Annotated in this window: 14 protein-coding genes; 8 read left to right on the top strand and 6 right to left on the bottom strand. The window is 62.6% G+C overall.

Annotated features, from left to right (window positions below):
* Positions 1 to 131 precede the first annotated feature (131 nt).
* The 7 genes from urtE to ureC all read left to right on the top strand — a co-directional run bounded on the left by urtE (position 132) and on the right by ureC (position 5,542).
* Complete coding sequence (gene urtE / locus M1E16_RS02840) at positions 132 to 830, top strand: urea ABC transporter ATP-binding subunit UrtE (RefSeq protein ID WP_458129146.1); 699 nt, start codon at positions 132 to 134, stop codon at positions 828 to 830.
* Positions 831 to 1,004: 174 nt separating this feature from the next.
* Entirely contained in the window at positions 1,005 to 1,847 is an 843-nt protein-coding gene (locus tag M1E16_RS02835; RefSeq protein ID WP_458129145.1) for an urease accessory protein UreD, read from the top strand.
* A gap of 148 nt (positions 1,848 to 1,995) precedes the next feature.
* The gene (ureA, locus tag M1E16_RS02830) at positions 1,996 to 2,298 is read left to right on the top strand and encodes an urease subunit gamma (RefSeq protein ID WP_003197350.1); all 303 of its coding nucleotides are present in this window, start codon (positions 1,996 to 1,998) and stop codon (positions 2,296 to 2,298) included.
* A 9-nt stretch (positions 2,299 to 2,307) separates the two neighbouring features.
* Positions 2,308 to 2,841: an N-acetyltransferase family protein gene (locus M1E16_RS02825; RefSeq protein ID WP_458129144.1), complete on the top strand. Its 534-nt coding sequence runs from the start codon at positions 2,308 to 2,310 to the stop codon at positions 2,839 to 2,841.
* Positions 2,842 to 2,846: 5 nt separating this feature from the next.
* On the top strand, positions 2,847 to 3,380 hold the full coding sequence (locus M1E16_RS02820) for a GNAT family N-acetyltransferase (protein ID WP_458129143.1): 534 nt from the start codon (positions 2,847 to 2,849) through the stop codon (positions 3,378 to 3,380).
* The gene (locus tag M1E16_RS02815; RefSeq protein WP_458129142.1) at positions 3,377 to 3,685 is read left to right on the top strand and encodes an urease subunit beta; all 309 of its coding nucleotides are present in this window, start codon (positions 3,377 to 3,379) and stop codon (positions 3,683 to 3,685) included. The genes M1E16_RS02820 and M1E16_RS02815 overlap by 4 nt, the downstream gene beginning before the upstream one ends.
* A gap of 156 nt (positions 3,686 to 3,841) precedes the next feature.
* The gene (gene ureC / locus M1E16_RS02810; RefSeq protein ID WP_458129141.1) at positions 3,842 to 5,542 is read left to right on the top strand and encodes an urease subunit alpha; all 1,701 of its coding nucleotides are present in this window, start codon (positions 3,842 to 3,844) and stop codon (positions 5,540 to 5,542) included.
* A 143-nt stretch (positions 5,543 to 5,685) separates the two neighbouring features.
* On the opposite strand, the gene M1E16_RS02805 is transcribed toward ureC, so the two are convergent.
* Together M1E16_RS02805 and M1E16_RS02800 are read right to left on the bottom strand one after the other, a co-directional pair.
* Positions 5,686 to 5,985, bottom strand: coding sequence for a chaperone modulator CbpM (locus M1E16_RS02805; RefSeq protein WP_030140113.1), 300 nt, complete (start codon positions 5,983 to 5,985; stop codon positions 5,686 to 5,688).
* A gap of 51 nt (positions 5,986 to 6,036) precedes the next feature.
* The gene (locus M1E16_RS02800) at positions 6,037 to 6,975 is read right to left on the bottom strand and encodes a DnaJ C-terminal domain-containing protein (protein ID WP_458129140.1); all 939 of its coding nucleotides are present in this window, start codon (positions 6,973 to 6,975) and stop codon (positions 6,037 to 6,039) included.
* A gap of 291 nt (positions 6,976 to 7,266) precedes the next feature.
* Here M1E16_RS02800 and M1E16_RS02795 point away from each other — a divergent pair, with 291 nt between their 5' ends.
* A complete protein-coding gene (locus M1E16_RS02795) occupies positions 7,267 to 8,541 on the top strand; it encodes an Hsp70 family protein (protein WP_458129139.1) in 1,275 nt (424 codons plus the stop codon).
* A gap of 114 nt (positions 8,542 to 8,655) precedes the next feature.
* Here the strand turns inward: M1E16_RS02795 and M1E16_RS02790 are convergent, their stop codons facing one another.
* The 4 genes from M1E16_RS02790 to M1E16_RS02775 form a co-directional block, all read right to left on the bottom strand.
* Positions 8,656 to 9,669, bottom strand: coding sequence for an AI-2E family transporter (locus M1E16_RS02790; RefSeq protein ID WP_305497122.1), 1,014 nt, complete (start codon positions 9,667 to 9,669; stop codon positions 8,656 to 8,658).
* A gap of 232 nt (positions 9,670 to 9,901) precedes the next feature.
* Positions 9,902 to 10,198, bottom strand: coding sequence for a PsiF family protein (locus M1E16_RS02785; RefSeq protein WP_305497125.1), 297 nt, complete (start codon positions 10,196 to 10,198; stop codon positions 9,902 to 9,904).
* A 200-nt stretch (positions 10,199 to 10,398) separates the two neighbouring features.
* Positions 10,399 to 11,289 carry an alpha/beta fold hydrolase gene (locus M1E16_RS02780; RefSeq protein WP_458129138.1) on the bottom strand — a complete coding sequence of 297 codons (891 nt, stop codon included), beginning with the start codon at positions 11,287 to 11,289 and terminating at the stop codon, positions 10,399 to 10,401.
* Positions 11,290 to 11,424: 135 nt separating this feature from the next.
* Complete coding sequence (locus tag M1E16_RS02775) at positions 11,425 to 12,063, bottom strand: FMN-dependent NADH-azoreductase (protein ID WP_458129137.1); 639 nt, start codon at positions 12,061 to 12,063, stop codon at positions 11,425 to 11,427.
* Positions 12,064 to 12,147 lie beyond the last annotated feature (84 nt).

Raw genomic sequence — 12,147 nt, 5'->3', positions numbered from 1 at the left:
GCGATAGAAGTTGCTTCCCTGTGGGAGCGAGCCTGCTCGCGAAGCAACGGAACATTCAACATGAATATCGACTGACACATCGCTTTCGCGAGCAGGCTCGCTCCCACAGGGGGCATAAGGGGATTCAAACAATGCTGCAAGTCGACAAGCTGCACCAGTACTACGGCGGTAGCCACATCCTGCGGGGCCTGTCGTTCGACGTGAAGGTCGGCGAGGTGACGTGCCTGCTGGGCCGCAACGGTGTGGGCAAGACCACCCTGCTCAAATGCCTGATGGGCCTGCTGCCGGCCAAGGAAGGCGTGGTGAACTGGGAAGGCAAGGCCATCACCACCTTCAAGCCGCACCAGCGGGTGCATGCCGGCATCGCTTACGTGCCCCAGGGCCGGGAGATTTTCGCTCGGCTGACGGTGGAAGAAAACCTGCTGATGGGCCTGTCGCGTTTTCCCGGTTCCGAAGCCAAGGAGGTGCCGGCCTTTATCTACGAACTGTTCCCGGTGCTGCTGCAGATGAAACAGCGCCGCGGCGGTGACCTGTCCGGCGGCCAGCAACAGCAGCTCGCCATTGGCCGGGCCCTGGCCAGCCGGCCGCGCCTGCTGATTCTCGACGAGCCCACTGAAGGCATCCAGCCGTCGGTGATCAAGGAGATTGGCGCGGTGATCAGGAAACTCGCGGCCCGGGGCGACATGGCGATCTTGTTGGTGGAGCAGTTCTACGACTTCGCCGCCGAGTTGGCCGATCAGTACCTGGTGATGTCCCGGGGCGAGATCGTCCAGCAAGGCCGCGGCGAAAATATGCAAGCCGAGGGTGTGCGCGGGCTGGTAACGATCTAGGCTTTGTACGAAAAGTGCCTGCGCGACGATCATGCTGCGTTGAAAACAGGCTCGGAATGCTCATTGACAACCAGTCAACTCCGCTTCCTCGCCTGTTTTCGCCTTGCCTGATCGCCGCTCGGCGACTTTTCGTTCAAACCCTAGTCTTGGCGTCCCGACGATAATCAGAAAATCATGAATCTACCTGTATCGCCCTCCGCCCTGTTCACCCCCAGCTGGCACGCCGAGCTGGACTTGGGCTATGCCCGATTCGGCGACTGCACGCGTCCGGTCCAGCGTCGCCACAAAGGTCCACTGCGGGTGCAGAAACACCTGTACGCCGAAGGTCCCGAAGTCTGCCAGCACATCATCGTCCACCCGCCCGGCGGGATTGCCGGCGGTGATCGGCTGGACATCTCGGCTCACGTCGGCCCCGGTGCCTGGGCGCAACTGACCAGCCCCGGCGCGGCCAAGTGGTACCGCGCGGCCGGCCCGGCGTACCAGCAACTGAAACTGAGCGTGGCTGGCGGTGCGACCCTGGAATGGCTGCCTCAGGAAACCATCGTCTTCAGCGCGGCACAGGCCGAACTCAGCACCTGCATCGATCTGCAGGGCGACGCCCGGCTGTTCTACTGGGACATGGTTGCCCTCGGCCGACCGGCCAGCGGCGAACGCTTCGACCTCGGCCACTTTCAATCGCAGCTGGACATTCGCCGCGACGGCCAGTTGCTGTGGCATGAACGCCAGCGCATTGTCGGCGGTGACGGCTTGCTCGATTCCCCCATCGGGCTGGGCGGTGATCCGGTATTTGCGACGTTGCTGGTAACCGGCGAGATCGACAGCGAGCTGCTGGAGCGCTGCCGATCCCTCGGCCATGCCGTGCGCGGCGACCTGACCCAGTTGCCCGGCCTGGTCGTCGCCCGCTGCCTGGCGAGCGAGGCATTACTGGCGCGCGGGTGGTTGATTGAATTGTGGCGCTTGCTCAGGCCCGCATTGCTCGGACGAGAAGCCATGCCACCGAGAATCTGGAGTACTTAGTTATTTCATCTGTGGGAGCGAGCCTGCTCGCGAAAGCAATAGAACATCCAACATGATTGTTGACTGACACACCGCTTTCGCGAGCAGGCTCGCTCCCACAGTGGAATGTGTCTACCGCAAAATTTTATCTGCCCTTACTGGACTGCACATGGACCTGACCCCACGCGAAAAAGACAAGCTGCTGATCTTCACCGCCGGCCTCGTCGCCGAGCGGCGCCTGGCTCGTGGCCTGAAGCTCAACTATCCGGAAGCCATGGCCTACATTTCCGCCGCGCTGCTGGAAGGCGCTCGTGACGGCCAGACCGTGGCCGAGCTGATGCACTACGGCACAACGCTGCTGAGCCGCGAGCAGGTGATGGAAGGCATTCCGGAAATGATCCCCGAGATCCAGGTCGAAGCGACATTCCCCGACGGCACCAAACTGGTCACCGTCCACCAGCCCATCGCCTGAGGTCGCGGCATGACTTATCAGATTCGTGACGCCCGCCCTGCCGACCTGCCGGCGATCCGTGACATCTACAACGATGCGGTCCTCAACACCACGGCGATCTGGAACGAACAGGCTGTGGACCTGGGCAATCGCCAGGCCTGGTTCAGCGCCCGGCAAACCCAGGGTTATCCGGTGCTGGTGATCAGCGACGCCGAAGATGACGTGCTCGGCTACGCTTCATTCGGCGACTGGCGGCCGTTCGACGGTTTCCGCCATACCGTGGAACATTCGGTGTACGTACGCAGCGATCAACGTGGCAATGGGCTCGGCCCGTTGCTGATGAGTGCGCTGATCGAGCGCGCCAGGGCCTGCGGCAAACACGTGATGGTTGCGGCCATCGAGAGCGGCAACTCGGCGTCGATTCGCCTGCACGAGCGGGCCGGTTTTGCCATCACCGGGCAGATGCCCCAGGTGGGCACCAAGTTTGGTCGCTGGCTGGACCTGACCTTCATGCAGTTGGTCCTCAATCCCGGGGCGCTACCGCCCACCATCGACAAGGAGTGATACCGATGAACGCCGCCCAGTTGCGCCGAGTCCACGCTGAAAGCTTCGCGCATTACCGCCAGGGCTTGATTGATCTGCTGCTCGACGCCGTGGGTTATGGCGCCAGCGTGGGGTTCATGGCTGACCTCGATGCCGTCCAGGCCCGCGCCTATTTCGACGAGGTCCAGGCCAGCCTCAACCAGGGCCATCTGCTGCTGTGGGTGGTGGTCAAGGACGAGCAGGTGCAAGCCAGCGTCCAGCTCGCGCTGTGCCAGAAGGCCAACGGCCTCAACCGCGCCGAAGTGCAAAAGCTGCTGGTGCGCGGCGATGCCCGTCGCCGCGGCCTCGGCCAGCAGTTGATGAATGCCTTGGAGCTCGGTGCGCGCCAGCACCAGCGCGGCCTGCTGTACCTCGACACCGAGGCCGGTTCCGAAGCCGAGGCGTTCTACCGCGCCATGGGCTACACCCGCGTCGGCGAACTGCCCGACTACTGCCAGAGCCCGGACGGGACCTACAGCCCGACCGCCATCTACTACAAGACTTTGGGGCAACCGCAATGATTCCAGGCCAGTACCAGGTCCAGCCCGGCGACATCGAACTCAACGTCGGCCGCCGTACCCTCAAGCTGAACGTCGCCAACAGCGGCGACCGGCCGATCCAGGTCGGCTCGCACTTTCATTTTTTCGAAACCAACGACGCCCTGGCCTTCGACCGCGCCGCCAGCCGAGGCATGCGCCTGAACATCCCGGCCGGCACGGCAGTGCGCTTCGAACCGGGCCAGAGCCGCGAGGTGGAACTGGTGGACCTGGCCGGGCATCGGCGGGTGTTCGGGTTTGCCGGGCGGGTCATGGGCGAATTGGACTGAAGCGCCTCTGTGGCGAGGGAGCTTGCTCCCGCTGGGCTGCGCAGCAGCCCCAAAAACCCAGGGCCGCTGCGCGCTGGAGCGCCAGCCCGGCCCAGCGGGAGCAAGCTCCCTCGCCACAATGGACTGCACACGACTTAAGAACCTCAAGGCGAGCACATGAAGATTTCGAGACAAGCCTACGCCGACATGTTCGGCCCCACTGTCGGCGACAAGGTTCGCCTGGCCGATACCGAGTTGTGGATCGAAGTGGAAAAGGACTTCACCACCTACGGCGAAGAAGTGAAGTTCGGCGGCGGCAAGGTGATTCGCGATGGCATGGGCCAGAGCCAACTGCTGGCCGCCGAGGTGGTCGACACGTTGATCACCAACGCACTGATCATTGACCACTGGGGCATCGTCAAGGCCGATGTCGGCCTCAAGGACGGGCGCATCGCGGCGATCGGCAAGGCCGGCAACCCGGACATCCAGCCCGACGTGACCATCGCCATCGGGGCGAGCACCGAAGTGATCGCCGGCGAAGGCATGATCCTCACCGCCGGCGGCATCGACACCCACATCCACTTCATCTGCCCGCAACAGATCGAAGAAGCGCTGATGAGCGGTGTCACCACCATGATCGGCGGCGGCACGGGCCCGGCTACCGGGACCAACGCCACCACCTGCACCTCCGGGCCGTGGCACCTGGCGCGCATGCTCCAGGCCGCCGACGCGTTCCCGATGAACATCGGTTTCACCGGCAAGGGCAACGCCAGCCTGCCGGAGCCGCTGATCGAGCAGGTCAAGGCCGGGGCCATCGGCCTGAAGCTGCATGAAGACTGGGGCACCACGCCGGCGGCCATCGACAACTGCCTGAGCGTGGCCGACCAGTACGATGTGCAGGTGGCGATCCACACCGACACCCTCAACGAATCCGGCTTCGTCGAAACCACCCTGGCGGCGTTCAAGGGCCGCACCATTCACACCTACCACACCGAAGGTGCCGGTGGCGGTCATGCGCCGGACATCATCAAGGCCTGCGGTTTTCCTAACGTGTTGCCCAGCTCCACCAACCCGACCCGGCCGTTCACCCGCAACACCATCGACGAGCATCTCGACATGCTGATGGTCTGCCACCACCTGGACCCGAGCATCGCCGAAGACGTGGCCTTCGCCGAAAGCCGCATCCGCCGTGAAACCATCGCTGCCGAAGACATTCTCCATGACCTCGGCGCGTTCTCGATGATCAGCTCCGACAGCCAGGCCATGGGCCGCGTCGGCGAGGTCATCACCCGCACCTGGCAAACCGCCGACAAGATGAAAAAGCAGCGCGGCGCCCTGCCCGGCGATGGCGCCGGTAACGACAATTTCCGCATCAAGCGCTACATCGCCAAGTACACCATCAACCCGGCGATCACCCATGGCATCAGCCATGAGGTGGGCTCCATCGAAGTCGGCAAATGGGCCGACCTGGTGTTGTGGCGCCCGGCGTTCTTCGGCGTCAAACCGACTTTGATTCTCAAGGGCGGGGCGATTGCCGCCAGCCTGATGGGCGATGCCAACGCCTCGATTCCGACACCACAACCGGTGCACTACCGGCCGATGTTCGCCAGCTACGGCGGTTCACGACACGCCACCAGCCTGACCTTCATCAGCCAGGCCGCCGCCGAGGCGGGCCTGCCGGAGCAATTGGGCTTGAAGAAACGGATCGCCGTGGTGAAAGGTTGTCGCGATGTGCAGAAGACCGACCTGATCCACAACGACTATCTGCCGAGCATCGACGTCGACCCGCAAACCTATCAGGTCAAGGCCGATGGCGTGCTGTTGTGGTGTGAACCGGCGGATGTGCTGCCGATGGCGCAGCGGTATTTTCTGTTTTGAGTGGATAACTGGCCGAACGCAAACTCCCTGGCGAGGGAGCTTGCTCCCGCTGGGGTGCGAAGCGGCCCTCGCTTTTGGGCGGTTGCTGCGCAACCGAGCGGGAGCAAGCTCCCGCGCCACAGGGCTTTATGTCCGGGCCTGCCTCATTCGACCAACCGCCCCAGCCGCTGCTTGAGCATGCGGTTTTCGCTGCGCAGCTGCTGCACCTCTTCCAGCAGGTCCAGCGCCAGGGCGACGCCTTCCCATTCCAGCTCCAACTCGCGGCGCAGCTTCGCTGCACGCCGGGCCAGGACCAGTTCGTAATCAGTGAAACGCCAGTCCGTGGGGGCCGTGCCGTGAGGTTCGAGAATGCCGTGTTCGACGATTTCAATCACATGGACATCGGCCAACGCAGCGGCCTCACAGAATTCCATCAGGTTCAGTTCAATGATCGGGTTGTTCATGGTCTGCTTCTCCCAATGCTTCAACTGTCGAGTCTAGCCATGATCCTCGGTTCAGAAGTTCTCCCGCGGATCAAATGCGGCTTTCCTCGCCAACTCCGCCCACAGCGCCTTGACCGATTCGTCGCTGGCCTTGGGCATCACGGCCTTGAGCTGCACGAACAGGAAACCGCGCTCGCCGGCCTTGTTGCGCAGGCCGTGGCCCTTGGCGCGCATGCGCTGGCCGTTCTGGCTGCCGGCCGGCACCTTGAGGTTGATCTTGCCGGTGAGGGTCGGCACCGCCACCTCGGTGCCCAACGCCAATTCCCACGGCGCCAGGGGCAAAGTGATGATCAGGTCCTGGCCTTCGACATCGAACTTGGGGTGCGGGGCGAAACGAATGGTCAGGTACAAGTCGCCATTGGCGCCGCCACCGATGCCGGGCGCGCCCTGGCCCTTGAGGCGGATGCGCTCGCCATCGGTCACTCCCAGCGGGATCTTCACGTTCAGGCTTCTGCTGGTATTGCTCACATGCTGGCCCGCGGCGTTGTACTGCGGCACCTGGAAGCTGACCTTCTTCGATTCGTTCGACAGGGTCTCTTCCAGGAAGATCGGTAATTCCATTTCCACGTCTTGCCCCCGACGGCCGGCGCTGCGACCCGATTGTCCGCCACCGAAACCCGGCCCGCGATTGCCAAAGATCGAACTGAAGAAATCCGAGAAATCGCCAGTGTCCTGCCCGCCAAAACCACCACGGCTCTGCCACCCCGGCGGTCCCTGGAACGGCTGGCCGTGCTGGCCATAGCGGCGCAAGTCATCGTATTCGGCGCGTTTGTCCGCACTCTTCAGCGCTTCATACGCCTCGGAGACGTCCTTGAACTTGGTCTCCGCGTCTTTCTCTTTGCTTACATCCGGGTGGTATTTGCGCGCCAGTTTGCGATAGGCGGCCTTGATCGTGGCGTCGTCGGCCGTCGGCTCCACACCCAGGATCTTGTAATAGTCTTTGAAATCCATCTAAGCATCACCATCCGTTATCGATGTCGCACCGCCACGCACGGCATGCCCGGATGACCGGACAGCGGGTTGACCGGCCTCAAGATTGTGACCGGACGGCGCATCAGAAGTTTATCGGCAGCTGGCGGCGGTTCTTGTACCGCCCTGTGCTACCAGACCCATGCCAGCAAGTTTGGGGGTCCGATGCGGTGTTTCAAGGCCGGGTTTGCGAATTAGTGGACAACCGGCCTTCGAATCCGCGTCGCACTGGCATACACTGCGCGGCCGTTTTTGCGACCGGAACTGAAAGACATGAAAACCCCATCCCCGGCCCGTGCCTGCGGTATCGACTTCGGCACGTCCAACTCCACCGTCGGCTGGCTGCGCCCCGGCATGGAAACGTTGATCGCGCTGGAGGACGACAAGATCACCTTGCCCTCGGTGGTCTTTTTCAATCTTGAGGAACGTCGCCCGGTCTACGGTCGCCTGGCACTGCACGAATACCTGGAAGGCTACGAAGGCCGGCTGATGCGCTCGCTAAAGAGCCTGCTGGGTTCCAAGCTGATCAAGCACGATACCAGCGTGCTCGGCACGGCGATGCCGTTCAAGGATCTGCTGGGGTTGTTCATCGGTCAGTTGAAGAAGCGTGCCGAAGCCACCGCCGGGCGGGAATTCGAAGAAGTGGTGCTGGGGCGTCCGGTGTTTTTCGTTGATGACGATGAAATGGCCGATCAGGAAGCCGAGAACACTTTGGTGGACGTGGCGCGGGCCATCGGTTTCAAGGAAGTCTCCTTCCAGTACGAACCCATTGCGGCGGCGTTCGATTATGAGTCGACCATCGAAAAAGAAGAGCTGGTGCTGATCGTCGACATCGGCGGCGGTACTTCGGACTTCTCCCTGGTGCGGCTGTCTCCCGAGCGCCGCATGCACGACAACCGTCACGCCGACATCCTCGCCACTGGCGGCGTGCACATCGGCGGCACCGATTTCGACAAGCAGCTCAGCCTGCAAGGCCTGATGCCGCTGTTCGGCTACGGCAGCCGGATGAAAAGCGGCGCCTACATGCCCACCAGCCATCACATGAACCTGGCGACCTGGCACACCATCAACGCGGTGTATTCGCAAAAGTCCACGCTGGCCCTGGGCAGCATGCGCTACGACATCGAAGACACCGGCGGTATCGACCGGCTGTTCAAGCTGATCGAACAGCGTGCGGGGCATTGGCTGGCGATGGAAGTGGAGGAAACCAAGATTCAGCTGACCCACGCCGACCAGCGCCACGTGGCTCTGGACCGGATCGAGCCGGGCCTGAGCGTGGACCTGAGCCGCGCCTTGTTCGAATCGGCGATCGACGGCCTCCTGGAGCGAGTGCGCAACAGCGTCACGCAACTGCTCAACGATGCCAACGTGCGGGTTGATCAAGTCGACACGGTGTTCTTCACCGGCGGCTCCAGCGGCATTCCGGCGCTGCGCAACAGCGTCGCGGCGATGCTGCCCCAGGCGCGCCATGTAGAAGGTAATATCTTCGGCAGCATCGGCAGCGGGTTGGCGATCGAGGCGATGAAGCGGTATGGCAGCCAGGTCTGATCCAGGACCGAGGCGCGTCCTTCGCGAGCAGGCTCGCTCCCACAGTCAACCGCATCCTACTGTGGGAGCGAGCCTGCTCGCGAAAGCGTTGGACCAGGCAATACAACTACCCGATCAAACCATCCCCACCTGCTTCAACTCGCTCTTGAGATACGCATAGTAGATCGGCCCCGCCACCACACCCGGCAGGCCGAACGCGGCTTCGAACACCAGCATTGCCATGAGCAGTTCCCACGACTTGGCACTGATCTGCCCGCCGACGATGCGGGCGTTGAGGAAGTATTCGAGCTTGTGGATCACGATCAGGTAACCCAGCGCCGCCACGGCCACCCAGATCGACAGCGACAGGGCGACGATGGTGATCAGGGTGTTCGACATCAGGTTGCCGATCACCGGCAACAGCCCCAGCAGGAACGTCATCACGATCAGGGTCTTGGTCAACGGCAGTTGAATGCCGAACAGCGGCAGCACCACCGCCAGGAAAATCCCGGTGAAGAAGGTGTTGAGCAGGGAAATCTTGATCTGGGCAAAAACGATATTGCGAAACGCCTTCACCAGCAGGTTCAGGCGGTCGAACAGCGCGGCGGCCAGGGGCTTGCGCTTGGTCAGGTCGGGGATGCGCTGCAAGGCGATGATGGCGCCAAGGACCATGCCGATCAGCAACGTCACGAACATGTGCGCCGCGTCCTTGCCCACCAGCTGCAGGTCGCTCAGGTGCTTGCTCACCCAGTCGCCGATCGCCACCCGGAACTCGGCGGCGCTGGCCGGCAGGTAGGCGTCGATGAACGGCGGCAATTGCCCACGGGCGCGGTCGACCACGCCCATGAATTTATCCAGGGATGCGCCCGGGTTCTCCGCTTCGTGCAGCAGGAAACTGAAGGCCCCGGCGAAAATCAGGCTCAGCACACTGACCACCAGCGTGCCCAACAATGCTACCGCCAGCCAGCGGGCACGCCGGCCTTCGATCAGTCGTTGCAACTGCGGGGTGAGCATGTTGACCAGCTCGAACACCAGCAGCCCGGCCAACAGGCTCGGCAACAGGCGTAGCGGCAGCACCAGCAACAACCCACCAAAAATGATCACCCAACTGATCACCAACAACACATGACGCTGAGAAAACGTTGGCATACAGCCCCAGGACAAAAACGGCATGAAAGGATCGGCAGTCTGCCAGCGTTCCGCTGGCAGCACTAGGGATTGTATCGGCCGATCCTGGCCGGGGTTCAGACGTTTTTTGGTTTCTTGCTCCGGCCTCATCGCGAGCAGGCTCGCTCCCACACCAGATTGGCGTTGGCTGGGTCCAATGTGGGAGCGCGCCTGCTCGCGATGGGGCCCTGGAGGGGCAGAAAAATCCCGGTGCTTACTTTTTCTTCAGGCAATCACTCATGAACGCCTTGCGCGCATCGCCCTTCAAGGCCTGGGTCGTCGCCGTGGCGTTGCAGGTCTTCATGCGTTCCTGCGGTGTACTGGGTTCAGCGGCGGCCGGAGTGGCCTTCAGGCAGTTGCTCATGAAAGCCTTGCGTTCGTCACCCTTGAGGGCCTTGGCGGTGGCGTCGGCGTTGCAGGTGGTCATCTTGGTCTGTTGGGCGGTGGCGGCGAAGCCCTGGGAACACAGCAGCAGGCCGATCATCAACAAAGGGACACGCAGCATTTTCATGGTGTTTCTCCTGGTTGCCGCCCGAGAAGGACGGCGATGAAGTGCAGTGTAGACAAAGCCTGTTACACCTTCATCGCCAGATCTTCATTGCTTGATCTACCGCTTTCGCGAGCAGGCTCGCTCCCACAAGGGGCACGGCGCAGAGCCACTATGGGAGCGAGCCTGCTCGCGAAGAACGATAACGCGGTCCAACTGATGCGCTACACCCCGGCATCCTTCAACCGCTGCGCATGCTCGACAAACAGCCGGATCGGCTCCGCTCCCCTGCCCACCAGTCCCAGCGACTGATTGACCACGTCGAAATGGTCCAGCGGATAATCATCACGAATCACCGTGCCCAGGTGCGAGCTGTAGCGCCCGACCATGCCGTCGCACTGCCCCGCTTCGCGCACGAAGGTGCGCGCGAACAGCCGGCAGCTGCGATTGGTGCCGTCGAACAGGTTGCGGCCCCTGTCGGTCTTTCCCGGCTGCAGAGTCCCGGACCACGAGTAATAACGCACCCCATTGACTTCTTCCGGCCCTTGCCCGCCCCAGGTCTGCGGCAGGCCTTGTGGATAACGCTCGTTGAACAACGCCACGCCGGCAGTCGTCAGCGAGGCGTGGGAGGCGCGGATGTCCACTGGCAATTTCGGTCCGTGGTAGCCGGTGTCGAGCAGGCTCATCAACGCGTTGATCAGCCGCAGAAAAGCGCTGAGCAACCGTCCTTTGGCGCTGTCGGCCGGATAATGGCTTTGCAGGTAATCGGCCAGTTCGGACCCGTGGTTGGTGCCGGCCACCGATGTGACCGAGGCGACCAGATCCGGGCGCAGGGCGGCTGCGTAGCGGGCAGTGAGAGCGCCCTGGCTGTGGCCGATCAGGTTGACCTTTTGCGCGCCGGTTTCCCTGAGAATCTCCTCGATCCGTGCCAGCAATTGCTCGCCGCGAACTTCGGACGAATGCAATGGCGAAACCTTCACCGCGACCACCACGGCTCCACCCCGGCGCAACGCCTCGACGATGCCATACCAATACGGATACAACACCAGGCGAATGAATCCAAGCATGCCCGGGACCAGCACCAGCGGGTAGCGAGTGGCGCAGCGTTGCGACATGGCGACGTCCTTGTGATCAAGAGGTGGTCAGCATCGGTACCGATGATGACCAGTCTATGACACACCCGCCACTTCGGCCCGCGTCGTCAATCGAAGGCGCCGACGCCAGCCCCCGTTGAACCGATCGAGCCCCGTTCAGAATGTTCGCGCCAGCGCCAGCAAGCGCCGCTCGGCCTCGGCATAGGACCGCGCGAAGCTGTGCTCGGCCGACTCCTCTCCTTCAGCGGCCACCACAGTCACGTCGCTGATGCCGATAAATCCCAGGACTGTGCGCAGCAGTGTATCGGCGTGGTTCATGGATTCCAGCGAGCCTCCAGGGCCGAAGCCGAAATCGCCACGGCTGGTCACGATCAGGGCCTTCTTGCCCAGCACCAACGGCTGATATTGCGAGACGCCGTTATCCAGGCTGTGGTTGAACGTCACGCCAATACGCACGATCTGGTCGATCCAGGCCTTCACGCCGCTGGGCACGCCGAAATTATGCATGGGTGCGGAAATCACCAGCCGGTCATGGGCCTGCAGCTCCGCCACCAACGCATCGCTCAAGGCCAGGTCGGCCTGCATGGTCAACGGCCTTGCCTGGGGCTCGGGGTGGAACGCCGCGGCGATGAAGGCTTCGTTGACAGGAGGAATAACGGTCCGGCCGACCTCGCGGCGGGTCGGTTGGGTATGTGGATTGGCGGCCTGCCAAGCCGCTATGAAAGCCTCCGTCAGACGCCGGGAATGGGAACGCTCGCCGCGAGGGCTGCCATGTACGACAAGAATACTGCTCATCTGAAACTCCTGGACTTCGACTACACTGGGAACCACGTATGGCTCTCAGACTGAGGCCTAAGCCTGCATCAGCTCAAATGAGCG

Source organism: Pseudomonas sp. Z2-11 (assembly GCF_054161305.1).
The sequence above is the reverse complement of the archived record's forward strand: the minus strand, read 5'-3'. Positions and strand labels throughout refer to the sequence as shown.